This window comes from Phycicoccus jejuensis (assembly GCF_000720925.1).
GTDB classification, from domain to species: Bacteria; Actinomycetota; Actinomycetes; order Actinomycetales; family Dermatophilaceae; genus Phycicoccus; species Phycicoccus jejuensis.
Window position 1 is genome coordinate 25,484 of sequence record NZ_JOEE01000011.1, and the last position, 25,169, is coordinate 50,652.

The window sequence follows — 25,169 nt, forward strand, 5'->3', positions numbered from 1 at the left end:
GGTCACGGCATGGCGCGACGCGAGGAGACCGAGGCCGAGCGCCTACGGCGGATCGCCATCCTCAACGCCCGGCTGCCCAAGAAGCGCAACATCGCGCAGGGGCTGCTGCGCAACCCGGCCGGCGAGGTCCTCCTGTGCGAGCTGTCGTACAAGAAGGAGTGGGACCTGCCCGGCGGCGTCGTCGACCCGGGGGAGCCGCCCGCCCTCACCGTCGCCCGCGAGGTCGACGAGGAGCTGGGGCTCGAGGTCGCCGTGGGTGGTCTCGTCGCCGTCAACTGGCTGCCGCCGTGGCGCGGCTGGGACGACGCCCACCTCTTCCTCTTCGACCTCGGCGTCTTCGAGGGCGAGCTCGACCCCGCCCGCTTCCTGCCCCGCGAGATCGCCGGCGCCCACTGGGTCCGGCCCGAGGCCGCGGCCGAGCACGTGGCCCCGTACACCGCGCGGATGCTCGAGGTCGTCGCCGGATGGACCCCCGGCACGACGCTCTACCTCGAGAACAGCGAGCCGGCCGGGGGAGCGACGTGAACGGCGAGCACCGCGTCGCCCTGATGCTGCTCGGCGGGCTCGTCCTCGTGAGCCTCGGCATCCTCGGCTACATCCTCGTCTCCGCCCTCACCGCCTGAGCGGCGGCTGTCACCGCGTCGCCCTACCGTCGGGTCATGACCCCGTCCGAGCCGGTCCTCGAGTTCCCCGACCGCGACGCTCTCTGGGCGTGGCTCACCGCCCACCACGAGAGCGATCCGGGAGGCTGGGTGCGCCTGGCCCGGGCCCGGTCGGGCCTGCGCAGCGTCACCTTCGAGGAGCTGCTCGAGGCCGGCATCGCCTTCGGGTGGAGCGAGAGCACCCGCCGCCGGTACGACGAGCGGTCCTACCTCCAGCGCTTCACCCCGCGACGCGGGCGCGGGACGACGTCCGAGCGCAACCGCCGCATCGCGGAGCGGCTGGAAGCGCAGGGCCGGATGACGCCGGCCGGGCGCCGGGCCCTGGCGGTCGGGGCGACGCCCGGGGCTCGGTAGACTCCTCGTCCTGTGGCACTCACCATCGGAATCGTCGGTCTCCCCAACGTCGGCAAGTCGACGATGTTCAACGCGCTGACGAAGAACGACGTTCTGGCGGCGAACTACCCGTTCGCGACGATCGACCCCAACGTCGGCGTCGTCCCGCTCCCGGACGCCCGCCTGCAGCGCCTGGCCGAGATCTTCGGCAGCGAGAAGATCCTCCCCGCCACAGTCTCCTTCGTCGACATCGCCGGCATCGTCCGCGGCGCGTCCGAGGGGGAGGGGCTGGGCAACAAGTTCCTCGCCAACATCCGCGAGGCGGACGCCATCTGCCAGGTCGTCCGCGCCTTCGAGGACGGCGACGTCGTGCACGTCGACGGCCAGGTCTCGCCCGAGTCGGACATGGAGACCATCCACACCGAGCTCGTCCTCGCCGACCTCCAGACCCTCGAGAAGGCCGTCGCCCGTCTCGAGAAGGAGGCGCGGATCAAGAAGGAGTCCAAGCCGCTCCTCGAGAACGCGCTGGCGGCCCAGAAGGTGCTCGAGGAGGGCAAGACCCTCTACGCGCACGGGGCCGCCGCTGGCGTCGACCTCGGGATGGCCGCCGGCCTCGGGCTGCTGACGACCAAGCCGTTCATCTACGTCTTCAACCTCGACGAGGACCAGCTCGGCGACACCGACCTCCACGCCCGGCTCGCGGCCCTCGTCGCGCCGGCCGAGGCGGTCTTCCTCAACGCCAAGCTCGAGATGGACCTCATGGAGATGTCCCCCGAGGACGCCCAGGAGATGCTCGAGTCCTTCGGCGCCGAGGAGTCCGGCCTGGACCAGCTCGCGCGGGTCGGCTTCCACACCCTCGGCCTGCAGACCTACCTGACCGCCGGCCCGAAGGAGTCGCGCGCCTGGACCATCCGCCAGGGCTGGACCGCGCCGCAGGCCGCCGGGGTCATCCACACCGACTTCCAGCGCGGCTTCATCAAGGCCGAGATCGTGTCGTTCTCCGACCTCGACGAGCTCGGCTCGATGGCCGCCGCGAAGGCCGCCGGCAAGGCGCGCATGGAGGGCAAGGACTACGTCATGCAGGACGGCGACGTCGTCGAGTTCCGCTTCAACATCTGACAAGCGCCGTCACTGCAGGTCCAGCAACTGCCATGACTCGGCGCAGGCCCGACGGTCCGCATCTAGTCCGCAAGAATTTGAGCCGTCTCTCCTAGCCCCCGGTGCCCTACGACGGTCGATACGGCGCACGCGCAACGCTGATCATGTAGCTCACGTGGCTCCCTTCTGTGTCAAGACGCCTTGGGGACGGCGGTCGTAGGCTGGTTGGTGACGGGTCCGGGAAGTGGCTTGTCCGAAGTGCCGGTGTGGGGTTGTGAGCCGGTCGCGCTGGAGTCAGAGTCGTTGCCCCGTTGCCCTCCCGGGCCCGTCGCCATGTCATGGGTGAGGTCGTCCGGGAGCGCTCGATAGACCAGGTCGGAAAGGCGGCGTTTGAGGCCGCGCATGGCTTCGTTGGGGGTCTTGCCAGCGGCGACCTTGCGGTCGTAGTACGCCCGGCCTTCGGTGGTGTTGCGGAGCTGGGACTGGGCCACGTGACGTGTCGTTGCTCGTTTGTGGCAGTCGTGTGAGCATCTGCGCTGCCCAGCCAGATGCAGTCAGATCGCAGGAATCGCCTGGTACAGCGCGCCGCGGGAGCGCGTGGGGCGCGCTCGTCCCGCGACGTGTCCCCGGGCCGAATGCCGTCTGGCAATCTGCGAGAAGGACGTATCGCAGTCGGACCACCGTTCCCTCGCTCGTTGCCGTTGACCTACATCGGGTGGGTTGGGACAGTGTGCCCGTGAGGGTCGCGGTCCTTGGACCACTCCTGGTCGGTGACGACGCACTCGGGCTCGGCCCGCGGGACCGCGTCGTCCTCAGCGTGCTCGTGCTGCGAATCGGAGTGGCTGTGCGCACGGACACGCTCGTCGACGCCCTGTGGGGGGAGCGCCCGCCCGCCTCGGCCGCGAAGGTGGTGCAGGGGTGCGTCGTTCGCCTGCGACGGATGCTTGGGACGGACGCCATCGAGACGGTCTCAGCGGCAGGCTACCGGCTGCGTATGCACTACGACGACGTCGACGCGACCGTCTTCGACGACCTGGTATCCCGAGCACGGGAACTGCTGGCCGGCGGCCAGCCCGACCGGGCCCGTTACACCAGCAACTGCGCGCTCGCACTGTGGCGCGGCGACCCGCTTCCGGACCTGGAGAACTGGCAAGGGGCGCAGGCGTGGCGCGGCCACCTCGTCGACCAGTACCGAGACGCGCAGGAGCTCGCGTGCAAGGCGGCCTTGGCGGTTGGCGCCCATGCCGACGTGCTGGCTGACCTACGGGGACTGGTCAACGAGGAGCCGCACCGCGAGCAGCGATGGGCCATGTTGGCCCTGGCTGAGTATCGGTGCGGTCGACAGGCCGAGGCCCTAGAGACGATCCGCCTGGCTCGTCGGCACCTTGGCGAGACGCTCGGGCTCGACCCGAGCGTTGAGCTGATCGAGCTCGAGGCGGCCATGCTGCGCCAGGCCCCGGGCCTGACAGCTCCCCCTCGTCCTCCGGATGCGGCGGACTGCCCTTATCCCGGTCTCCTGCCTTTCGACGTGGGCGACGCTGAGTCGTTCTTCGGGCGCGAGGCGGAGGTCGCCGCGGCGCTGCGTACGCTCGACCGCACGCATGCCCTCGTCGTCGTCGGGCCCTCCGGCTCCGGAAAGTCCTCCTTGTTGCGGGCCGGCGTCGCCGCGGCGCTGCGCCGGGATCGGCGCCGGGTGCACGTGATGACCCCCGGGAGGCGGCCCCGCGTCGCCTTCGCGGCCACTGGCGCAGTGCCGGGCGACGTTGTCGTCGTCGACCAGCTCGAGGAGGCCCTCGAGCCCGATGTCGAGGAGGGTGCCGCCTTCGCCGAAGACCTCGCGCGCTTCGTGCACGACGGCGGTGAGCTGGCGCTGGGTGTGCGCGGTGACCGCGTTGGCACCCTCGCCACCCACCCGGGTCTTGCGCGGCTCGCGGAGACCGGGCTGCACATGCTCGGCCCGTTGAGCGCCGACGACCTCCGACGGGCCGTCACCGGGCCGGCCGAGCAGGCCGGCCTCGTCGTGGAGCCAGGGCTGGTCGACCTCCTGGTGCGAGAGGTCGAAGGTGAGCCGGCGGCCCTCCCGTTGCTCTCCCACGTCCTACGCGAGACGTGGGCGGTGCGCGAGGGGCGCACACTCACCGTCGCGGGCTACGGATCCACAGGCGGCGTGCGGGCGGCCGTCGCACGCACCGCCGAGACGCTCTTCCACGATCTCGGCCCCGACGACCAGCTGCTGCTGCGCCAGCTCATGACACGGCTAGTGGGCACCGGCGAGGACAGCGCCCCGGTGCGGCGCCGGGTACCGCGCCACACGATCGAACAGGGCGAGCACCGGCACGCCCTTCTGGAGCGACTGATCGCGTCCCGCCTGCTCAGCAGCGACGGTGAGGTCGTCGAGATCGCGCACGAGTCGTTGACCGCGGTCTGGCCGCGACTGCGCTCTTGGCTCGACGACGATGTCGACGGGTTGCGCACGATGCGCCACCTCGCGGTCTCGGCCGAGAGCTGGGACCAACTGGGTCGTCCGCCGAGCGAGCTCTACCGCGGGGTGCGACAGTCCCGCGCCTCGGAATGGCGGGCGCGTGCAGACCCCGCACCCGACCTGACCCCCACCGAGACCGCCTTCCTCGAGGCGTCCGCCTCCCTGGCCGCCCACGAACAGCAGGCGGCGCAGGACCAGGTGAACCGCGAGAGGCGCGTGAATCGTCGGCTGCGCGCCGGTTTAATCGCCACCGTCGTGCTGGCCATCGTCGCGACAACCGCGGGCGTTTTGGCCTCGCTCGCCTCACGTCGCGCGGATGCCGCGGCAACGGCGTCCGACGCCCGTCGCCTCGGTGCCGAAGCGCTGCGCTCCGACCAGCTCGACACCGCCCTGCTCCTGTCGGTGGCCGGGGTGCGGCTAGACCCCTCGACCGACACCCGTGCAAACCTGCTGGCCACGCTCGATCGGGCCCCCACCCTGGTGCGGCTGAGCCGCACCCCACGGATCGTCAGCCAGGCACTAAACACCCGCTCGGGGCTCGTGCTCGCCCAGGCGCCGGACGAGGGGTTGCTGGTGCGGCGCGCGTCGTCCCTCGAAGCGGTGGCTGTGCACCCCGAACTGCGTGGAGCGGCAGTGGTGGTCGCTGCCGACGGGGCGACGGCTGCGGTGACCCCGATGCCCGAGCTGGTCGCCGCCGGCGCCGTGCCTGCGGTGGTCCTGCTCGACGCCGACGGCTCACGCGCCAAGACCCAGCTCGGCGGTATCCCTCGCGGTCGACATGCCCAGCAGAACATCTCCGTCAGCACCGACTCACGATGGCTCGCGGTGACGCTGCTGGCCCTCGACGGCGGTGACCAGCCGGTCACGGGGGTGTGGGACCTGAGAGCGCCAGAGCGACCAGTGGCGCTAATTAACCTCGGCGACCAGAGCGAAGGCCCCGTGGTCGCACCCGGCGGGCGATCCCTGTGGTCCTCAGGGGGTGGGGTGCTGCGCGAGAGCGCGCTGCCGTCCGGCCGTACGATGCGCACCTTGTCGGGCAGAGACCTCAGCCTCGGCGAGGTCGATGGCCCCTTCGCACTCTCGCCCTACGGCGCGACGCTCGTCCTCGCGTCGGGGTCACAGCTCGTGGTTGTCGACGCTGCGGAGGGCACGGTTCGCCACGTGATGCCGGTCATCGGCCGAGTCGACCGCATCGGCTTCTCGGCGGACGGCACGAAGCTCGTGTCCGCCGGCGACACCCTCATGATCTGGGACGTCGCTGGCGAGGAGCCAGTGGAGCTCCTCGCCCAGGACGACGGCGGGGGGTGGCCGGCGTTCGACGCAGCAGGGGAGACGCTGTACACCTCGGCCTTCGAAGGGATGCTGCTGGCTTGGGACGTCAGCGGTAGACGCGGCTTCCTGCCCTCAGCGGGAGCAGAGTCCGTGCTCGGCGGGGGTGGCATCGTCATCTTCTCACCCGACGGCGCGCGGGTGCTCACTGTCGCGGGCGGGCGCGACGCGACCTTCGCGGTCCGTGACGTCGCGACGGGTGCCGACAGCCCGGCGGTCACCGTCACCCAGGACACAGCGAACTACCTGGACGCGGCATGGAGCCCCGACGGGATGCTCATCACCGTTCAGACGGCCGACGACGTGGTGACGGTATGGGACGGCACAACCCTCAACGAGGTGGCCCGGCGCCCCCTTCCGGCTGGCGAACAGGCGGTCTACGCCGCGTTCACTGGTGACGGTGCCCTGCTGGTGGGAACGTCAGAGGGTCGGTTGCACGTCCTCGACGCGCACACCCTACGACCTCGACGGGACCCGGTCGTTGCCGCTCCGGCGGTCGGCGGGGAGCCTCCCGGAGTCGTGTCGAGCCTCCGGGTTCGGCCTGGCACGACGCAGGTGCTCGCCAGCATCCAGGACGTGGGAGAGGTTCTCGTCGACACGGCACTCGGCACCCTGCGGCCCCTTGACCTGGGGGTCGATGTGCTCGGTGCGGCCTGGTCCCCGGACGGCAACCGACTGGCCGTGACGCGCGCCGACGGAGCGGCGGGGCTCTTCGACGCTGCAGCGTCGCGCTGGATCGCCCCGCCGAGCGGGCGTTACCCCTTTGCAGGAGCGGCCCCGGCCTTCACGCCCGACGGCTCGGAGTGGGCAGTGGCCGCAGCCGGGCGCGTCGGGCGCTGGGATGGTCGCACCGGGGCCTTCCTCGGGGCGGTCACGGTCGATGGCGGGGCGGCGGTCAGCTACCTCCCCGACGGGTCTGCCCTGCTCGTGGCGCAGGACTTCGGCCCGGTGCGGCGTTGGAATCTCGACCCCGGCTCGTGGGTGCGCACCGCGTGCGCGGTCGCCGGCCGTGAGCTCACCGACGAGGAGTGGCACGACCATCTACCCGGCCGGGACGTCCAGCAGGTCTGCGCCGCGGACAACGGCTGACTGTAACGCTCCGGCAGCCCTCGCCTCACCGGCCGTCGGCCCACTGACGACCACCACCAGACCCGTCCAGGCTCATGCCGGCCAGCGGCCCGGCAAGGTCAACGGGTGCGCATGCTCTCCCGCGCGGAGCCGGGTAGTTGCGCTCGGCGCTGATACCGCACCGATACCCCGTCAACCCATGGTGGCGGCGACTCGAGGCAGCCGCGCCCCGACGGACAGCGAAGGATGCCATGTCCACTCAAACCACCACCGCGAGCACGGGGCGCCGAGTCGAACACCGGTTGGCGCGCGCTCCCAGGGCAGCGGTCGTGCTGCTTGCGACCTTGGCGGGCGCCTTGGGACTGTTCGGCGCGACCACCTCGGCGTCCGCTCACGTGGTCCCAGGCGCTGTGGCTGCGGCCATCGCACAGAAGCCTGCGAACGGTCAGATCACCTTCGGGCGTTACGACCCGTCCATCGACGCACACACCGTATGGATCGCCGACGCTGACGGGCGGGCCCAGCGCCAGCTGGTCGACGGACCCAGCTGGTTCTCCGACTGGTCTCCGGACGGCTCGCGGATCGCGTTCGACTTCGCTGACGACACTGGTGTGCACATTGGCACCATCTCCCCCGACGGCGGGCAACGCGCGAGTCTTACGTCCGAGGAGGGAGTCCAGGAGACACCGGACTGGTCACCAGACGGCCAGTGGATTGCCTACGGCGCCATGGATGCGAGCCTGCCCTACTTCAGCACCTCGATCTGGGTCATGCGAGCCGATGGCACGGGTGCCCGCCGCGTGACCTCCGGCGGCTTTGACGTCGAGCCGGTGTTCTCGCCGGACGGGACCCACATTGCGTTCGCGCGCATCGTCGACGACGGCGAGGGCGCGCCTCAGGTCAACTCACTGCACGTGGTCAATGTCGATGGAAGCGGACTACGCGAGGTGGTAGCACCTCGCGCGGGTCTCGAGCACCCCGACTGGTCCCCCGACGGAAAGTGGTTGGGCTTCAACATCAACCCCGGAGAGCGCGACCTTCCCGACTCCGGTGCGCTCATCGTGGTCCGCCCCGACGGCAAGGCGCTGCACGTGCTGCGGGCACCGACGTCCACCCTGCGCTTCTTTAAGATCGCGTGGTCACCCGACGGACACCGACTCCTCATGGGCTGCTTCGACACCCGCCTGGAGCGGGACCGGCTGTGCACCAGCAATGCCGGCGGAGGCGCCGTCCGCCCTGTGGAGCTCGGTAGCGACTCGTGGGTCAACTTCCCATCCTGGGGCACCACGTGACGGCCAAGGGAGCGGCGATGAAGCGAACACCAGCGATCGTGGCCGTACTCGCGTCATTCGTCGTGTTCGCGGGTTGCTCCTCGCCGCAAGGCACGTCGCCAACCACGGCGTCGAGTGCGCCTGCGTCCGTATCATCCCCGTTGTCGCTGGTCGTGATCGGTGACTCCATCCCGTACAACAGCCAACAGGATTGCCCCAGCTGCAGAGGCTTTGTCACTCAGTACGCCGACGCCCTGGCGAAAGCCACGGGTCGCGAGGTCACCCTCAAGAACCGGTCGACGCACACCGGAGCCACGGTGCCGGACCTCTTGGCGGACCTGCCGGGATTGCAGGCCGAGCTGACGACCGCGGACGCCATCATCGTGGGCATCGCGCACAACAGCTTCCCGCTCAACGAGGAGACCCCGTGCGGCTCGCCGGTCGACCGGTTGTCCGGCGTGATCAAGGACTGGTCCAAGGTCGACCAAGCGTGCGCTACGGCGTCCGTGAAGACGTACCGTCCGATGTACGACGAGTTGTTCGCCACTGTCGCCGGTTGGCGGACCGGGAAGCCCACGATCCTGCGGACGATCAACCGGTACAACGACTGGGTCGGCAGTGAACAGCTGACGCTCACTCCGGAGCAGGCAGTAAAGACGGTGGTCCTTCAAGACGCCTGGAACACGATGTTGTGCGAGTCCGCTGAGGCGAGCGGCTTCACCTGCATCGACGTCTACCACGCGTTCAACGGCGCCGACGGGTCCAAGCCTTCAGCCGACCTGCTCGCGGCGGACTACACCCACCCATCTCAGCGGGGGAACGACGAGATCGCGCGGCTTCTCGCCGCAAAAGGGTTTGCACCCTTGGGATGAACCGAACGCCGACCTGTTGACGCAAAGACCGCGTATCCCGGCCCCGGAAGTCCGATCAGTAGGTCTCAGTCTGTTACGGCTTGCCACGCACTAGGGGAGGCAGGTCCATCGACGACGGGGGTAACCACCGCGGGCAGGTTGACGAAGTCGCAGCGGTGCTCGGGCGACGCCGGATCGATGCCCTCGTCTTCAACATCGGCGTAATCGACGTCGCAGTCTCGGGCACATCGAGCAGCCTCGTACACGGCGACGCCCCGATTCTCGGCAGCAACGACCCCGGTCCATCCGGATCCGGCCGAACCCTCAAAAGCTGCGCCACCCCCGTAGATCCGCCAGCCGGGTGGACCTGCTCCGAGCGGATCACATCGATACGGTGGGGGCCAGTCGCCGCACGAGCGCGGGGCACAGGGGTGAGTGGGGCGCGATAGGCCCTCGCCGCCACGACCTCTATCTTGAAGAACCGCATCCCAGGAGGCACGAGTGCAATCGCCTGCTTACCCGAACCAGTTCCGTGATGGAGAGCCAGTCGAGCTAGCTCTGGTGGTCGGTTAACACGCCGCACAACAGCGGTGAGCGGAGTCTCGAGCCAACCTCGCAAAGGGCCTGCCGGTCCGCAAACGGTCCGCAAAAGTCCGCAGATCGATCCCTTGCGACCAGTCGTCGTCAGCACCGTTAAGTCAGTCACCTCGATGTCATCGCAGGTCAGAAAGCACGTATAGCTCACGGCTAGCGAAGACAAGCAACGCCCAAGAAGTGGCAAAGAGGTTCCGCTTCAACGTCTGAATCAAGGCGTTTACGCAGGTCAGGATGAGTGTTGTCTCTAGGAGTCCGCACACAGTCCGCAACATGATTTGCATGATGGCGCGATCCAGCCGTTGAGAGGGCCGGTGTCCCGCCCCGGGTCTTGCTCGTTGACCCCGCTGCGATGTTGCTCTTAAGTCGAGCCGCCTTCGCAGCGAGGTAGCGCCCGTAGCACCCCGCGAAGCTGTGAGCGAGAGGTCAGGAGTCTCCACGCTTTGCGTTGCTGCGCCACGCGGTGGCTTGGGGACCCCTGCGAAGTGTGGATCAACGACCCCTGGCACCTCGACACGAGCGTCGTGGTTCGACGGCCGATGCATCAGGTCGCGGCGCAATCGGTCCCTGTTGGGTGCCGGCGTCGCGTATGTGCGACGCCTGCACTTGTCGGGTGCCCCTTCAGGCGGTCGGATCAAGCCCTCAGCACAAGGGCTGAGACGGTCAGGCGCGCTCGATCGCGAAGGCGAGGATGAACCCGAGGGTGGCGATGAACCCGGCGTAGAGGTGGGTGCGTTCGAACGCTTCGGGAATCATGGTGTCGGCGACCATGGCGAGGATGGCGCCGGCGGCGACGGCGGTGATGACGGCGATGACTTCCGGGGCGGCGCCGTCGAGGGCGAGGACGCCGAGCACGCCGGCGAGGCCGCTAGCGAGGGCGATGCCGGCCCAAACGCTGAAGATGTAGCGGGCGCTGCGGCCGTTGGTTTTCATCCCGGCGGCGCTGGAGAGCCCTTCGGGCAGGTTGGAGATGAAGATCGCGGCCAGCACTGGGACCCCGACCCCGCCGCCGGCGAGGAGGGAGAGTCCGAGGACGACGGACTCGGGGATGCCGTCGAGCAGGGCCCCGATGGCGATGGCGGCGCCGCTGCCGTCCTGGTCCTCCTCGGAGGGTTGCTGCTCGCCGGAGCGTTTGCGGTGGCGGGCGCCGTGGCGGGCGAGGGCGATGTTGGCGGTGACGTAGACGCCGGCGCCGGCCAGGAACCCGATGATCGTGGGGGCGAGGCCGCCCGTGGTCTCTGCTTCGTCGACGAGGTCGAAGGCCAGCGCGGAGATCAGCACGCCGGCACCGAAGGCCATGATCGCGGCGATCACCTTCTGCGGGACGTGGACGAACCACGCGATGAGAGCACCAAGGACGAGGGCGCCGCCGGCGACGAGTCCCCAGATCCCGGCTTGCAGGGCGATGGACAAGGTGGGTTCCTCTTTCGGAAAGGGCCGTGGTCGATCGGTGAGAGCCGTTGTGCCGCGGGGGTATCCGAGACACTGGCGGCAGGTTAGGGCTGGTGTTCGTCGAGGTGCCAAGCGCCTTCGTGTGGTTCGCCAAGCGCGTCGGAGATGAGGGTGAGGCAGCGGTTCAGGTTGGCGCGGTCGCGGGGAGTGAGCGCGTCGAGGACGCGTTGGAGGTCGCGCCGCCGGTGGTCCATGACGGTGGCGAGCAGGGCTGATCCGTTGCGGGTGAGGTGGAGGGCAACCTGGCGTCGGTCGTCGGGGTCGACGCGCCGGTCGATCCAGCCGCCGGTGACGAGCTTGTCGCAGAGCCGGGTGGCACTTGAGGGGTGGATGTCGAGGGCGTGCGAGATGTCGCTGGCCTTGACCCGATCGCGGGTGCCGACGATGACCAGGACGCGTAGCTGTTGGGGGGTGATCTGGTCCCCGACCTGGGCCAGAGAGGCGGCGACGACCCCGGAGAACGCGCGGGAGGCGCGCAGCAGGGCCTCGAGGGAGGAGTCGTCGTCAGCGTGCTTGGGCATGCCCTGATCCTCTCGCAAGAGTTGCACTATTACAACTATTGGGGTAGACCAAGTGAATGGAAGAGACGACATCGGACAGGCCGCGCGTGGTCGTGGTGACCGGCGCCAGCGGCGGGATCGGGCGCTCGACGGCGGTGGAGTTCGCCCGTCGCGGGGACCGACTCGCGCTGCTCGCCCGCGGTGATGTCGGGCTCGCAGCGGCCGCGGATGAGGTCCGGGCGCTGGGGGTCGAGGTGATGGTGGTGCCGACGGATGTGGCCGACCACGCCGCGGTCGAGGCGGCGGTGGAGCGGGTCGAGGCTGAGCTGGGCCCGATCGAGGTGTGGGTGAACGTGGCGTTCTCCTCGGTGTTCGCGAGGTTCGAGGACATCACGGCGCAGGAGTACCAGCGGGCCACGGAGGTGGCGTACCTGGGGTACGTGTGGGCCACGATGGCGGTGCTGCCCCGGATGAAGCGCCGCGGTCGGGGCACGATCGTGCATGTCGGGTCGGCGCTGGCGTACCGGGGGATCCCGCTGCAGACGGCGTACTGCGGGGCCAAGCACGCCCTGCAGGGGTTCCACGAGGCGTTGCGGTGCGAGCTGTTGCACGAGCACAGCCCGGTGCGGGTGACGATGGTGCAGATGCCGGCGGTGAACACGCCACAGTTCTCGTGGGTGCTCAGCCGGCTGCCGCAGCGGGCGCAGCCGGTGCCGCCGATCTACCAGCCGGAGGTCGCCGCCCGCGCGGTGGTCTTCGCGGCGGACCATCCGCGCCGGCGGGAGTACTGGGTCGGCGCGAGCACCGTGGCCACCCTGATGGCGAACGCGGTGATGCCCGGGGTGCTGGACCGGTACCTGGCCCGCACCGGGTTCTCCTCGCAGCAGACCGGCACCCCCCGGTCGCCGCAGGACCCGGCGAACCTGTGGGACCCGGCCGACGGGCCCGGCGGCCGCGACTTCGGAGCCCACGGCGCGTTCGACGCCCGCGCCCACGACAAGAGCGTCCAGCAGTGGGTTGCGCACCGCTACCCCCAGCTCGGTGCCGCGCTGTCCGCCGCAGCGGGACTCGGCGTCGCGGTGCTGGTCCGCCGGTCCCGGCACCGCGGCTTTGCCTTGTCCCGTCACGGCCTTGCGCGATGAGCCCGGACATGACCGTGCACTCAAGGCCCGACGGGGGCGCCGGGACCGGGTGGTCCACGGCGTCCGGGGTCTGGGGCACCGGTTGGGGCCTGACGTTGCTGGTGGCGGGGCCACGGCTCTGGCACGGCCTGACCGGGACGGACGCAGGACGCGGGGACAGGGCCGCGATCCGGGCCCTGGGCGCCCGCCATCTGGGGCAGGGCGTGGTGCAGCTGGTCGCACCGTCCCGGTTCACCCGGACCCTGACGGTGGTCGAGACCGTCCACGCCGCGACCATGGCCGGGTTGGCCACGGTGGACCCGGGCCGGCGCCGACCGGCGCTGCTGTCCGCGGCGGTCGCGACCGGCACCGCCGCGACGCTGCTGACCCGCACGATCCGACGCCACACGAGCGGGCCGGTGGTGTCATGACGGGCCGGCGCGGGAGCACCGCGCCCGCGGGTGCCGCCTCGACGGTGGCGAAGAGCCACGGCGCTCCGGGGCGGGCGTTCCCGCCGCAGGCGTTGCGCGAGTACGCGTTCCTGGCCGACGGGTACCGCGGCGCCCTGATCGGGCCGCGGGGGGAGATCGCCTGGCTATGCGCCCCGCGCTGGGACTCCGGGGCGGTGTTCGCGGACCTGGTCGGCGGCCGCGGAGTGTACGCCGTGACCCCGGTGGGGCCGTTCGTGTGGGGCGGGTACTACGAGCCCGGCACCCTGATCTGGCGCAGCCGGTGGACCACCACGGGCGGCCAGGTGGAGTGCCGCGAGGCGCTGGCGATGCCCCCGGATCCGCACCGGGTGACCGTGCTGCGCCGGATCGAGACCGGTCCCGAGCCGGCGAGCGTCGAGGTCGTGCTGACCCTCGCCCCGGACTTCGGGCAGGACGTGTGGGAGGCCACACGGGATGAGTCGGGCGCCTGGGTCGGGCAGGCCGGGCCGCTGCGGGTGCGGTGGCGCGGCGCCGAGCAGGCCCGCCCCGGGAAGGACGGGACGCTGCGGCTGCGGCTGGACCTGCCGCCGGGCGGCCACCACGACCTGGTGCTGGAGGTCAGCGACCGGGCCCTGCCGGAGCCGGTGACGGCCGAGCGCCTGTGGGCCGGTACCGAGGACACCTGGCGGGGCACCGTCCCGGGCTACGGGGCCACCGCCGCACCCCGGGACAGCCGGCACGCCTACGCCGTGCTGCGCGGGCTGACCGCCCCCGGCGGGGGGATGGTCGCCGCGGCCACGCTCGGGCTGCCGGAGCGGGCCGCGGCGGGCCGCAACTACGACTACCGGTACGTGTGGCTGCGTGACCAGGCCTACGCCGGGCACGCGGCCGGCCTGCTGGGACCGGACCCGCTGATGGACGAAGCGGTCACGTTCACCACCGCCAAGATCCTCGAGCACGGCCCCCGCCTCGCGCCCGCCTACCGCCTCGACGGGCGGCTCCCGCCGCACGAGGAGACCCTGGACCTGCCCGGCTACCCGGGCGGGCGGGTCGTGGTCGGGAACTGGGTGCGTGGCCAGTTCCAGCTCGACACCTGCGGGGAGTTGCTGCAGCTGTACGCCACCGCCGGACGCCACGACCACCTGGGCAGCGACGACGTCAAGGCGGTGCTGGCCCTGGTCGACCTGGTCGAGCAGCGCTGGCAGGAGCCGGACGCTGGGGTGTGGGAGCTGGCCGACGACTGGTGGACCCACTCCCGGCTGGCGTGCGTGGCCGGGCTGCGCGCCGCCGCCGGACACCTCGCCGGCACCGATACCCCGCGCCTGCTCACCCTGGCGGATCAGGTCCTGGCCGAGACCTCACACCGGTGCCTGAACCCCGACGGGTCCTGGCGCCAAGCACCGGACAGGCCCGGGGTCGACGCCGCGCTGCTGCTGGCCACCGTCCGCGGCGCGATCCCGGCCGGTGACCCGCGCGCGGCCGCGACCCTGGCCGCGGTCACAGACCAGCTGGTCCAGGACGGCTACGTCTACCGGTACGCCGTGGACGGCCAGCCCCTCGGGGAGGCCGAAGGGGCGTTCCTGCTGTGCGGGTTCGTCATGTCCCTGGCTCAGCTGGCCGCCGGTGACACCGTCGAGGCGTTCCGCTGGTTCGAACGACAACGCGCCGCAGCCGGACCGGCGGGCCTGCTGTCGGAGGAGTTCGACGTCCGGCAACGGCAGCTGCGGGCGAACCTGCCCCAGGGGTTCGTCCACGCCCTGCTGCTGGAGACCAGCATCCGGCTGGGCCAGACCGACCAAGGACGAGGAGCAGCATGACCACCCCTACTGACCCCATGACCACCCCTACTGACCGGGAGGTCTCCCGCTCCGGGGCGACGGATGTGGTGATCGGGCCGTCGATGGCGCAGGAGCTGCGCCGTCACGTCGTGGGGGAAGTCCGCGCCGATGCCGGCGCGCGAGCCGCGTACGCGGTCGACTCCTCGAACTACCGCCAGGTCCCGCTCGCGGTGGTGAACCCGCGGACCATCGACGACGGGGTCGCCGCGCTGACGGTGTGCGCCGAGCGTGGGGTGCCGGTGCTGTCCCGGGGTGGCGGGACCAGCCTGGCCGGGCAGAGCACCAACGAGGCGGTGGTGCTGGACTGGAGCACCCACTGCCACCGGCTCGTCTCGGTCGACCCCGAGAACCGCACCTGCGTGGTTGAGCCCGGCATCGCCTTGGACGAGCTGAACCGGCAGCTCGCTGAGTACGACCTGATGTTCGGGCCCAAACCCTCGACCCACCGCTCCTGCACCCTGGGCGGAATGATCGGGAACAACTCGTGCGGGTCCACCGCCCAGGCCTACGGCAAGACCGTCGACAACATCACCGGGCTGGAGGTCCTGACCGCCGACGGGCTGCGGATGTGGGTCGGGCCCACCAGCGACGAGCAGTACGCCGACATCCTCGCCGCGGGCGGGCGCCGCGCGCAGATCTACGCCGGGTTGCGGGAGCTGCGTGATACCCACCTGGAGCTGTTGCGGACCCGCTACCCAGACATCCCGCGCCGGGTCTCCGGGTACAACCTGGACGCGCTGCTGCCCGAGCACCACTTCGACCTCGCCCGCGCTCTGGTCGGGTCCGAGGGCACCCTGGTCACCGTCCTGCACGCGCGGCTGCAGCTCGTACCGATCCCCAAGGCCAAGGCGATGGTCGTCCTCGGTTACCCCGACATCGCCACCGCCGGTGACGCCGTCCCGCAGATCCTCCCGCACCAGCCGTGGCAGCTCGAGGGCATGGACCAGGTGCTGCTCTCCCTCGAGCAGCAGGCGCAGCTGGCCGGCAAGGCCCGCCAGGACATGCCCACCGGCGGCGGGTGGCTGATGGTCGTCTTCGACGGCGACGACCAGGACGACGCCGATGCCAAAGCCAAGAACCTACTCGACGACGTCGAACACCATGACCACCCGCCGACCTACACGTTCCTGGACGACCCGGCCAAGGAGACCGAGCTGGTCGAGGTCCGCGAGGCCGGCCTCGGCGCCACCGCCCACCCTCGCGGCCGTCACGAGACGTGGGAGGGCTGGGAGGACGCCGCCGTCCCCCCGGACCGGCTTGGGGACTACCTACGCGACTTCCGGGCCCTGCTCAATGAGTTCGGGTATGCCCAGGACGAGACCAGCCTGTACGGGCACTTCGGGCAAGGGTGCGTGCACACCCGGATCCCGTTCGAGCTGCGCACCGTCGCCGGGATCGCGCACTACCGCGCGTTCGTCGAGGCCGGCGCCGACCTGGTCGTCTCCTACGGCGGGTCCCTGTCCGGGGAGCACGGCGACGGCCAGTCCAAGGCCGAGCTGCTGCCCAAGATGTTCGGTGACGACGTGGTCGCCCTGTTCGAGCAGACCAAGACCCTCTTCGACCCGCAGAACCGGATGAACCCGGGCAAGGTCGTGCGCCCGCACCCGCTGGACAACCAGCTGCGACTCGGGCCGGACTACACCCACCCCGAGCCGGCCACGTACTTCTCCTACCCGGACGACCAAGGCCGGTTCTCCACAGCGGCCATGCGCTGCGTCGGGATCGGCAACTGCCGCAGCGCGGTCAGCGACGAGCAGGTGATGTGCCCCTCCTACATGGTCACCCGGCAGGAGGAGCACTCCACTCGCGGCCGGGCCCGCCTGCTGTTCGAGATGATGCGCGGCACCACCATCACCGACGGGTGGCGCTCCACCGCGGTCCGGGACGCGCTCGACCTGTGCCTGTCCTGCAAGGGTTGTAAGTCCGACTGCCCGGTCGGGGTCGACATGGCCACCTACAAGGCCGAGTTCCTCGCCCACCACTACCGGCACCGGGTCAGGCCACGGTCGCACTACTCGATGGGCTGGCTGCCGCTGCTGGCCCAGGCCGCCGGCCGCGCCCCACGAGCGGTCAACGCCCTGACCGGGTCCCCGCTGGCGCCGCTGCTGAAGGCCGCCGGCGGGATCGCCCCGCAACGCGACATACCCCGGTTCGCGCCCCGCAGCTTCGTCACCGCCTGGAAGCACCGCCCGCCGAGCCCGTCTCGCCCGGACGGCCGGCACGCGCCGCTGGGGCCGGTGCTGCTGTGGCCCGACACCTTCACCAACCACTTCGACCCCGACATCGCCGTCTCGGCGGTGCGGGTCCTGGAGGACGCCGGGTTCGAGGTGCGCCTCCCGACCCGGCCGGTGTGCTGCGGCCTGACCTGGATCTCCACCGGACAGCTCGACGTCGCCGCGAAGGTGCTGCGCCGCACCCTGCGGGTGCTGCGCTCCGAGATCCGCGCCGGCACCCCCGTCGTCGGGCTCGAGCCCTCCTGCACGGCCGTGTTCCGCTCCGACGGGACCGACCTGCTCGCCGGGGACGAGGACATGCGCCGGCTGTCCAAGCAGACCTTCACCCTGGCCGAGCTCCTCACGAAGCGCGCCCCGCACTGGCGCCCGCCGCGGGTCGAGGTCGACGCGCTCGTGCAGACCCACTGCCACCAGCACGCCGTCCTGGGCACCGACCCCGACACCGACCTGATGCGCGCGGCCGGCATCGACGCCGACCGGCTCGCCTCCGGCTGCTGCGGCCTGGCCGGGAACTTCGGCTTCGAGGCCGGCCACTACGAGGTCTCCCGCGCCGCCGGCGAACGGGTGCTGCTGCCTGCCGTGCGGGCCGTCGACCCCGCCACCGCCGTCCTCGCGGACGGGTTCAGCTGCCGCACCCAGATCGCCCAGGGCGACACCGGCCGCACCGCCGTCCACCTGGCCCAGCTGCTCGCCTCCGGCCTCGAGACCTCCCCGCCCGCCCGGGGCGAACCGGCGGGCGAGCCACGGGCTTCCGACTGAACCCGACCACCCGAATCGTGACCCGCCGCCGCGGGACCGACCTGCGGCCCCGACCCGAAGGAGCACCTCATGAGCAGCACCACCGTCGCCGACCACGTCCTGACCCGGCTGCGCCAGTGGGGCGTCACCCACGTCTTCGGGTTCGCCGGCGACGGCATCAACGGGCTGCTCTCGGCGTGGGGGCGAGCGGAGGACCGGCCGAAGTTCGTCCAGGCCCGGCACGAGGAGATGGCCGCGTTCGAGGCCTGCGGATACGCCAAGATGTCCGGCCGGGTCGGGGTGTGTGTGGCCACGAGCGGGCCCGGCGCGATCCACCTGCTCAACGGCCTCTACGACGCCAAGCTCGACCACGTCCCCGTCGTCGCGATCGTCGGGCAGACCGCCCGCTCGGCCATGGGCGGGGCCTACCAGCAGGAGGTGGACCTGCTCGGTCTGTTCAAGGACGTCGCCGGCCAGTACTGCCAGATGGTCACCGTCCCCGAACAGCTGCCCAACGTCCTGGACCGGGCGATGCGGATCGCCGCCGCGCGGCGTACCGTCACCGCCGTCATCATTCCCTCCGACGTCCAGGAGCTGGAGTACACCCCACCGACGCACGCGTTCAAGATGGTCCCCTCCAGCCTGGACCAGACCCACGCCGCGCCGACCCCCTCGACGATGGACCTGCAGCGCGCCGCCGACGTCCTCAACAGCGGGAGCAAGGTCGCCATCCTGGCCGGGCAGGGCGCCCGCGGCGCCGCCGAACAGCTCGAGCAGGTCGCCGACACCCTCGGTGCCGGCGTCGCGAAGGCCCTGCTCGGCAAGGACGTCCTGCCCGATGACCTGCCCTGGGTGACCGGGTCGATCGGGCTGCTCGGCACCCGCCCCTCGTATGAGCTGATGATGGACTGCGACACCCTGCTCGTGGTCGGGTCCAACTTCCCCTACACCCAGTTCCTCCCACCGTTCACGGACGGCGAGCCCGCCGTCCGCGCGGTTCAGATCGACCTCGACCCGACCATGCTCGGGCTGCGCTACCCCTTCGAGGTCAACCTCGTCGGCGACGCCGCCACCACCCTGGACGCGCTGCTGCCGCTGCTGACCCGCCAGGACGACCGGTCCTGGCGGGAGAAGGTCGAGCAGGACGTGCACCGGTGGTGGCAGGTCATGGATGCCCGCGGTCAGGTCAGCGCCGACCCGGTCAACCCCGAGCACGTCTTCGCCGAGCTCTCCCCCCAGCTGCCCGAGCACGTGATGATGTCCGCCGACTCCGGCTCCGGCACCAACTGGTACGCCCGCCACGTCAAGATCCGCCCCGGGATGCGCGGCACCCTCTCCGGCACGCTGGCCACCATGGGCTGCGGGGTCCCGTACGCCATCGGCGCCAAGTTCGCCCACCCCGACCGGCCCGCCCTGGCGATGGTCGGGGACGGGGCGATGCAGATGAACGGCCTGGCCGAGCTGATCACCATCGCCAAGTACTGGCAGGACTGGCCCGACCCGCGCCTGGTCGTCGCCGTGCTGCAGAACGACGACCTCAACCAGGTCACCTGGGAGATGCGGGCCATGGAAGGCTCACCCCAGTTCCTGGCCTCCCAGCAGCTGCCCGCCGTCGACTACGCCGCCTTCGCGGCGAGCTTGGGGTTGCACGCCATCCATGTCGACGACCCCGATGCGGTCCCGGCCGCCTGGGCCGAGGCGTGGGCCCAGCAGCGGCCGTGCGTCGTCGTGTTCCGCACCGACCCGGCCGTCCCTCCGATCCCGCCGCACGCCACGTGGGACCAGATCACCAAGGCCGCCGAGTCCATCATCCGCGGCGACAGCGACCGCTTCGACGTGTTCAAGGAGGGCGTGAAGTCCAAGCTCGCCGAAGCCCTGCCCGGACACCCGCAATGAGGAGCACCAGCCTGGCGGCCCCCGCCGGCCGCACGGCCCGAGGGATCGTCGCGGTGGTCGACGGGGGGTCGTCGTGATGCCCCAGGACCTTCCCAGCCCGGGCCGCTGCCGGCTCGAGCACATCAGCGCGGCCGCCTACACCATCCCCACCGACCTGCCCGAGGCCGACGGCACGATCGCCTGGGACACCACCACCCTGGTCGTCGTCCACGCCACCGCCGACGGGGTCACCGGCACCGGCTGGACCTACGGGGCGGCCGAGATCGCGCCCTTGGTCGAGCACACCCTCGCCCCGATCGCCTGCGGCCGCACTGCCATGGACATCCCCGGTGCCTGGCTGGCCATGGTCCGCGGGTTGCGCAACATCGGCCGCCCTGGCCTGACCGCCATGGCCCTCTCGGCCGTCGACAACGCCCTGTGGGACCTCAAAGCCCGCCTGCTCCGGCTGCCGCTGCACCGGCTCCTCGGCGCGGTCCGTGACGACGTGCCCGTATACGGGTCCGGCGGGTTCACCACCTACAACCACCACCAGCTCACCGACCAGCTGCGCGGCTGGCTCGACCTGGGCGTGGACGCGGTCAAGATCAAGATCGGCGAGGACTTCGGCTCCAACACCTCCCGTGATCTGGACCGGGTCGAGCAGACCCTCGCCGTCGTCGGACCTGATGTGCAGGTGTTCGTCGACGCCAACGGCGGCTACACGACCGGGCAGGCCGTCCGGGTCGGGCACACCCTGGACGTCTACGGCGTGACCTGGTTCGAGGAGCCCGTCACCAGCGACGACCTCCCTGGGCTGCGGACCGTGCGGGAGGCCACCCGACTGGACGTCGCCGCGGGGGAGTACATCGACAGCCTCGACACCGCGCACCGGATGTGCGCTGCCGGTGCGGTGGACTGCCTGCAGGTCGACGTGACCCGCTGCGGCGGCATCACCGAGCTGCTGCGCATCGCCGCCGTCGCCGCCGCCCACCACCTCGACATCTCCGGGCACTGCTCCCCGTACCAGCACGCACCCGTCCTCGCCGCGGTCCCCAACCTGCGCCACCTGGAGTACTTCCACGACCACGCCCGCATCGAACACACCTACTTCACCGGCGCCACCGCCCCCCGAGCCGGACGGCTACACGTTGCCGACACCCCGGGATCAGGCATGACGTTCGATGTCGAGCGAGCAGCGCCGTTCACCACGTGACCCCCGACCAGGAGGAAGATCGAATGACCAGATCACCGTCAGAAGTCAGCAGGAATCGACATGCACACCGCGCGCGGGCACGCCGCGTCAGATCGCACCGACCAGGCTTAAGCCGCACGCCTCAGCCCCGTCCGAGTCAGGACGTTTCCCGGCGACGAGGCCGAAACGAATGTGGGACGAACGCGCCCGCAGATCACGCGATGGTGGGCATCAGGTGCAGTCGCCGCCGCGGCGCACTGACGTCCCTAGCACTATCCGTGATCTCAGTGGTCGCGCTCTCAGCCTGCTCGTTCTGGGCGCCCGTCCAGACCAACCAGCCGTACGTCCCCGCAGACGGCCTAGCTCTGTCCACTCCCACTCCAGTTCGAGAACCTCGTCGTGGTCGCCAAAGCCGCAGACCAGCCCGGGGTGCTCGTCGGCCAGGCCGTGAACACCAGCCCCCGGCCGATCCAGGTCAGCGTCACCGTGGCCGGCGGCCAGAACCCCGGCCAAGTCACGCTCCCCGCCGGAAGCGGCGACGGCATCAAGAGCCGCCTCTCACCGGTGAGCCTCGGTCCGATCCCTCAGCCTCCCGGGGCCTTGGTCCAACTCGAGATCTCTCTGACGCCCGGCGGGCGCCACCTTGTCGACGTCCCGATCCTCCCGCCCGACAGCAAGCTGAAGTACTACAACGGAATCACCCCGTGAGCCCCACACTCGGCGACGCGCTCGGCACCGACGTCCATCAGCGACATCGAACAGGGGCGACCGCGCGACCGCGGGTGCCACCGCACCGCCGGTTCACACCGACCACGACGAAGGTGAAGACATGACTGGTGACGACGATGCACAGCGGCTCGAAGAACGGCGAGCTGTAGACCAAACCATCCAGCACGTCATCAACGGGCTGGTCGATGGAGCCAAAGGCTCTGACCCTCGCCGGGTCGCCGCCGCTGTGAAGGCAAGCTTGGAAAACGCCGGGATGATGGGTATGCCTGCCCCCTGGATCGAGGCCGTGGCCGAAGGGCTGGCCCAAGGCAACGCTTACGTGGTCTCGCCGTACACCCAAGAACACGAAGACATCCCGCCCCCCGAGACACACGTCCCTTCGCGAACCATCGACTAAGCGGCCTGCCGGTCGGTGACTCCGACTCGCCGACACGCCTGGTCGACCGCCACCGCGGCGCCACCGGGACGTCGAACCACACGACGCGTGCCATCGTCACCACTCCCTCTCGAGTACCTGTCGGGAGATCCGCGCCGCCACCACCGACAGCCCCCGACGGTCTCCGTGACCGGTTCCACGCGCCCGCTGTGACCCACGAGACTGCGTCACCGGCCGCCGGCGGAGGACGCTGGGGTCATGGCCGAGAACGTGCTCCCGAAGCAGTCGGGCCGGGGTCCCGAGGGACCGGCCCGCCCACCGCTCGTCGCCGCGCTCGACGGCTCCGCCCACGAGGCGGCCGTCCTCGCGTGGGCCGCGGCCTGCGCGGTGCGGCAGGGGGTGCGGCTCGACCTCGTGCACGTCGTCGAGGTCGGCCCCGTGCTCGCGCCGTACTCGGTGCTGGCCACCGAGGCGCCGTGGTTCGGCGAACAGCTCGAGGTGGCCGAGCGGGCCCGGCTCGACGGGCTCGCGGCCGGGCTGCGTGAGCGCCACCCGGGCCTCGAGGTCGGTGTCCGCACCCCCGTGGGGTCACCGGCCGGTGTCCTCGTCCACCTCTCGGAGCGCGCCACGGTGGTCGTCGGCGCCTCCACCCACGACCGGCTGGAGCGCCTCGTCCTCGGGTCGACCGCGCTCGCGGTCGTGGCCCACGGGCACGGGACGGTCGTCGTCGTGCCCGAGTCGCTGCCGCCGGTGGAACCGCACCGGGTGGTCGTCGGGGCCGACGGCAGCGACGCCGGGGGTCGCGCCCTCGCCCACGCGGTGGACGAGGCCGCGTCCGTCGGTGGCGTCGTCACCGCCGTGACGGCCTGGACGGTCGAGGTCGAGGACGGCGTCGTCGTCACCGAGCCCGGGACCGACCGCTGGTCCCGGGTCGAGGAGCGCGTGGGGGCAGCCACCCGCGCGGCCCTGGCCGAGGCCGGGGCGGCCCACCCGGACGTCGAGGTGGCCGTCGTCGTCCGCAACGGCCGGCCGGCCCGCGCCGTCCTCGACGTGGCCGACGAGGTCGACGCCGACCTCGTCGTCGTCGGGCGGCGGGGCAGGGGCGGCTTCGCCGGGCTCCTCATGGGCAGCGTCAGCCGCACCGTGGTGCAGCGGACGACCCGGCCGGTCGCCGTCGTCCACTGAGGGCGGCGGTCGGCGCGGCCGCTCAGCCCATCGCGGCCCGGACCAGCGGCGCGAAGCCGTCGCGGTACCCGGCCCTCGTCGGATGGTAGATGTCGAGCAGGCCGGTCTTCTTCCCCCAGACGAACGGCGTCGCCGAGCAGACCTCGTGACCGGTGAAGGTGGCGGCGGGGTCGAGGTAGGTGAAGCCCGCGGCCTTCGCCCGGGTGGCGAGGACGCGGTCGAGGTGCGCGGAGACGCCGTCGAGCAGGCCGGCCTCGCGGGTGTTCACGCCGCTCGCCTGCCTGCACGAGACGGCGCCGCCGAAGGGCTTCGGGTAGCCGACGACCATGACCTTCGCGCCGGGGGCGCGGGTGCGGATGTCGGCGTACGTCGCGTCGAGCTTCGCAGGCAGCTCGGCGTCGATGCGGGCCTCGACCTTCGCGACCGTCGAGCGGCAGAGCAGCTCGTCCCAGCTGTTGACGCAGCTGAGGATGAGGTCGACGAACCCGACGTCGTTGCCGCCGATGCTCACCGTCACGAAGTCGGTCGAGGACGACAGGGCCGCGGTCTGGCCGCCCGTCACGTCACCGGTCTCGGCGCCCGAGCACGCCCGGAAGGTCAGGCTCGTGTTCGGGCGGGCCTTCGCGACGAGGGGTGCGTACGCGAGGCTGCTGCGGTAGCAGGAGAGGCTGAGGTCGGGCCAGCCGGTGCCGTTGCCCGCGGCGTAGGAGTCGCCGAGCGCGACGTACTGGTCCGGCTCGGCGGCAGCCGCGGACGGGAGGGCGGTGGCGGCCAGGGCGAGGGGCAGGGCCGCGACGGCGGCGGCGAGCGAGCGCAGGCGGGGACGAACGGGCAACGGGCACTCCTTCGTGCGGTGTCGCGGGCGGCTCGCCGCCCCGGGCCCCTGCAGCGTGGACCCGGTCGGCACCCCTCGCAACCGGAGCGTCGACCCGGCGTCGGGCTCAGGCCACGGCGAAGGGCCATCCGTCGACGAGCCCGGCCGCGCGGCCCGGCTCGAGGTAGTGCTCGAACCCGAACACGGCCTCGAACACCTCCGACGGCATCGCGAGCATCATGCCCACGTCGCTCGTCTGGCTGGCGTGCGCGCCGAGCGCGGTCCGCTTGCGCTCGAGCTGTGGGCGGACGTCGACCCGCCAGTGCAGCTCGGCCTCGGGCGTGCCCATCGGGTTGCCGTCGTCCATCGGCCGGTCGGGGTCCCAGTCGTCGTCGCGGCCCGCGGCCTTCGCCAGCTCGTACATCCGGCGCATGGCGTCGCGGTTCATCGAGGACTCGAGGACCCGCGGGCGGCGGGCGGCCAGCTCGACGCCCCGGTGCAGGACCCGGTGGACCTGGACGTGGTCGGGGTGGCCGTAGCCCCCGTGCCAGTCGTAGCCGACGGCGACGTCGGCGTCCTCCTCGTCGAGGACGTCCGCGAACCGGCGCGCGGCCTCGTCGAGGTCGGCGCCGGTGAACGCACCCTCGTGGGCGTTCTGCTCCCACCCGGTCATCCCGGAGTCGGCGTAGCCGAGCCACACCACGCGGTGCAGGCCGATGGCCGCGGCGGACGCGGCGAGCTCCGCCCGGCGCCGTTCGACGACCGTCTCGCCCTCGGCGAGGTCGTCGGGCGCGGTGCCGTGGTCGCCGTTGGTCGCGACGACGAGGACGACGCGGTGCCCCTCGTCGACGGCGCGGGCCATCGTGCCGGAGGTCTGCGAGGCCTCGTCGTCGGGGTGGGCGTGGAGGAAGACGATGGTCGACACGCCGCCCATCATGCCGAGGCCCACCGACGTCGTCGGACACCGACCGGCGCGGAAACTCCCTACACGCCTCA

20 protein-coding genes are annotated in these 25,169 nt (G+C 71.3%); 15 read left to right on the forward strand and 5 right to left on the reverse strand.

What is annotated here, in order from left to right:
• Positions 1 to 9: 9 nt before the first annotated feature.
• The 3 genes from IG69_RS0117735 to ychF all read left to right on the forward strand — a co-directional run bounded on the left by IG69_RS0117735 (position 10) and on the right by ychF (position 2,114).
• Positions 10 to 525, forward strand: a complete 516-nt coding sequence (locus tag IG69_RS0117735; RefSeq protein WP_036830589.1) for an NUDIX domain-containing protein — start codon at positions 10 to 12, stop codon at positions 523 to 525.
• Between the two features lie 134 nt (positions 526 to 659).
• A complete protein-coding gene (locus tag IG69_RS0117745; RefSeq protein ID WP_030529505.1) occupies positions 660 to 1,016 on the forward strand; it encodes a YdeI/OmpD-associated family protein in 357 nt (118 codons plus the stop codon).
• A 12-nt stretch (positions 1,017 to 1,028) separates the two neighbouring features.
• Positions 1,029 to 2,114, forward strand: a complete 1,086-nt coding sequence (gene ychF, locus IG69_RS0117750) for a redox-regulated ATPase YchF (RefSeq protein ID WP_030529506.1) — start codon at positions 1,029 to 1,031, stop codon at positions 2,112 to 2,114.
• Positions 2,115 to 2,284: 170 nt separating this feature from the next.
• Here the strand turns inward: ychF and IG69_RS21800 are convergent, their stop codons facing one another.
• Positions 2,285 to 2,584, reverse strand: coding sequence for a hypothetical protein (locus IG69_RS21800; protein ID WP_211251042.1), 300 nt, complete (start codon positions 2,582 to 2,584; stop codon positions 2,285 to 2,287).
• A gap of 245 nt (positions 2,585 to 2,829) precedes the next feature.
• Here IG69_RS21800 and IG69_RS20505 point away from each other — a divergent pair, with 245 nt between their 5' ends.
• From IG69_RS20505 to IG69_RS0117765, 3 genes are all read left to right on the forward strand, one after another.
• On the forward strand, positions 2,830 to 6,993 hold the full coding sequence (locus tag IG69_RS20505; protein WP_036830591.1) for an nSTAND1 domain-containing NTPase: 4,164 nt from the start codon (positions 2,830 to 2,832) through the stop codon (positions 6,991 to 6,993).
• A gap of 308 nt (positions 6,994 to 7,301) precedes the next feature.
• A complete protein-coding gene (locus IG69_RS21310; RefSeq protein ID WP_169742099.1) occupies positions 7,302 to 8,264 on the forward strand; it encodes a TolB family protein in 963 nt (320 codons plus the stop codon).
• Positions 8,261 to 9,115 (forward strand): SGNH/GDSL hydrolase family protein, encoded by an 855-nt coding sequence (locus IG69_RS0117765; protein ID WP_157577712.1) that lies wholly within the window; start codon positions 8,261 to 8,263, stop codon positions 9,113 to 9,115. The genes IG69_RS21310 and IG69_RS0117765 overlap by 4 nt, the downstream gene beginning before the upstream one ends.
• Before the next feature lie 1,236 nt (positions 9,116 to 10,351).
• Here IG69_RS0117765 and IG69_RS0117770 read toward each other — a convergent pair.
• The gene (locus IG69_RS0117770) at positions 10,352 to 11,101 is read right to left on the reverse strand and encodes a ZIP family metal transporter (protein WP_030529509.1); all 750 of its coding nucleotides are present in this window, start codon (positions 11,099 to 11,101) and stop codon (positions 10,352 to 10,354) included.
• Between the two features lie 83 nt (positions 11,102 to 11,184).
• Positions 11,185 to 11,661 carry a MarR family winged helix-turn-helix transcriptional regulator gene (locus tag IG69_RS0117775; protein ID WP_030529510.1) on the reverse strand — a complete coding sequence of 159 codons (477 nt, stop codon included), beginning with the start codon at positions 11,659 to 11,661 and terminating at the stop codon, positions 11,185 to 11,187.
• A 56-nt stretch (positions 11,662 to 11,717) separates the two neighbouring features.
• On the opposite strand from IG69_RS0117775, the gene IG69_RS0117780 reads away from it, so the two are divergent.
• The 9 genes from IG69_RS0117780 (at position 11,718) to IG69_RS0117820 (ending at position 23,359) form a co-directional block, all read left to right on the forward strand.
• The gene (locus IG69_RS0117780; protein ID WP_051750715.1) at positions 11,718 to 12,782 is read left to right on the forward strand and encodes an SDR family oxidoreductase; all 1,065 of its coding nucleotides are present in this window, start codon (positions 11,718 to 11,720) and stop codon (positions 12,780 to 12,782) included.
• Between the two features lie 203 nt (positions 12,783 to 12,985).
• Complete coding sequence (locus IG69_RS22255) at positions 12,986 to 13,192, forward strand: hypothetical protein (RefSeq protein ID WP_157577714.1); 207 nt, start codon at positions 12,986 to 12,988, stop codon at positions 13,190 to 13,192.
• Positions 13,189 to 15,009, forward strand: a complete 1,821-nt coding sequence (locus IG69_RS0117790) for a glycoside hydrolase family 15 protein (RefSeq protein WP_084696913.1) — start codon at positions 13,189 to 13,191, stop codon at positions 15,007 to 15,009. Before IG69_RS22255 ends, IG69_RS0117790 begins: the two co-directional genes overlap by 4 nt.
• 17 nt (positions 15,010 to 15,026) lie before the next feature.
• Positions 15,027 to 18,023, forward strand: coding sequence for an FAD-binding and (Fe-S)-binding domain-containing protein (locus tag IG69_RS0117795; RefSeq protein ID WP_084696914.1), 2,997 nt, complete (start codon positions 15,027 to 15,029; stop codon positions 18,021 to 18,023).
• A 69-nt stretch (positions 18,024 to 18,092) separates the two neighbouring features.
• Positions 18,093 to 19,898, forward strand: a complete 1,806-nt coding sequence (locus tag IG69_RS0117800) for a thiamine pyrophosphate-requiring protein (RefSeq protein ID WP_030529515.1) — start codon at positions 18,093 to 18,095, stop codon at positions 19,896 to 19,898.
• Between the two features lie 76 nt (positions 19,899 to 19,974).
• Entirely contained in the window at positions 19,975 to 21,090 is a 1,116-nt protein-coding gene (locus IG69_RS0117805) for an enolase C-terminal domain-like protein (RefSeq protein ID WP_030529516.1), read from the forward strand.
• Positions 21,091 to 21,468: 378 nt separating this feature from the next.
• Positions 21,469 to 21,777: a hypothetical protein gene (locus IG69_RS0117810; RefSeq protein ID WP_030529517.1), complete on the forward strand. Its 309-nt coding sequence runs from the start codon at positions 21,469 to 21,471 to the stop codon at positions 21,775 to 21,777.
• A 121-nt stretch (positions 21,778 to 21,898) separates the two neighbouring features.
• Entirely contained in the window at positions 21,899 to 22,195 is a 297-nt protein-coding gene (locus tag IG69_RS0117815) for a hypothetical protein (protein WP_030529518.1), read from the forward strand.
• A gap of 237 nt (positions 22,196 to 22,432) precedes the next feature.
• A complete protein-coding gene (locus IG69_RS0117820) occupies positions 22,433 to 23,359 on the forward strand; it encodes a universal stress protein (RefSeq protein WP_051750717.1) in 927 nt (308 codons plus the stop codon).
• Positions 23,360 to 23,381: 22 nt separating this feature from the next.
• On the opposite strand, the gene IG69_RS0117825 is transcribed toward IG69_RS0117820, so the two are convergent.
• Both IG69_RS0117825 and IG69_RS0117830 read right to left on the reverse strand, forming a co-directional pair.
• Positions 23,382 to 24,194: an SGNH/GDSL hydrolase family protein gene (locus IG69_RS0117825; RefSeq protein ID WP_030529520.1), complete on the reverse strand. Its 813-nt coding sequence runs from the start codon at positions 24,192 to 24,194 to the stop codon at positions 23,382 to 23,384.
• 106 nt (positions 24,195 to 24,300) lie between these two features.
• A complete protein-coding gene (locus IG69_RS0117830) occupies positions 24,301 to 25,098 on the reverse strand; it encodes a PIG-L family deacetylase (protein ID WP_036830605.1) in 798 nt (265 codons plus the stop codon).
• Positions 25,099 to 25,169: the final 71 nt, after the last annotated feature.

Coding starts and splice junctions, on each gene's coding strand:
- IG69_RS0117735 (WP_036830589.1), top strand. CDS start 10: ATGGCGCGACGCGAGGAGACCGAGGCCGAGCGCCTACGGCGGATCGCC.
- IG69_RS0117745 (WP_030529505.1), top strand. CDS start 660: ATGACCCCGTCCGAGCCGGTCCTCGAGTTCCCCGACCGCGACGCTCTC.
- IG69_RS0117775 (WP_030529510.1), bottom strand. CDS start 11,661: ATGCCCAAGCACGCTGACGACGACTCCTCCCTCGAGGCCCTGCTGCGC.
- IG69_RS0117780 (WP_051750715.1), top strand. CDS start 11,718: ATGGAAGAGACGACATCGGACAGGCCGCGCGTGGTCGTGGTGACCGGC.
- IG69_RS0117790 (WP_084696913.1), top strand. CDS start 13,189: ATGACGGGCCGGCGCGGGAGCACCGCGCCCGCGGGTGCCGCCTCGACG.
- IG69_RS0117795 (WP_084696914.1), top strand. CDS start 15,027: ATGACCACCCCTACTGACCGGGAGGTCTCCCGCTCCGGGGCGACGGAT.
- IG69_RS0117800 (WP_030529515.1), top strand. CDS start 18,093: ATGAGCAGCACCACCGTCGCCGACCACGTCCTGACCCGGCTGCGCCAG.
- IG69_RS0117805 (WP_030529516.1), top strand. CDS start 19,975: ATGCCCCAGGACCTTCCCAGCCCGGGCCGCTGCCGGCTCGAGCACATC.
- IG69_RS0117815 (WP_030529518.1), top strand. CDS start 21,899: ATGACTGGTGACGACGATGCACAGCGGCTCGAAGAACGGCGAGCTGTA.
- IG69_RS0117820 (WP_051750717.1), top strand. CDS start 22,433: ATGGCCGAGAACGTGCTCCCGAAGCAGTCGGGCCGGGGTCCCGAGGGA.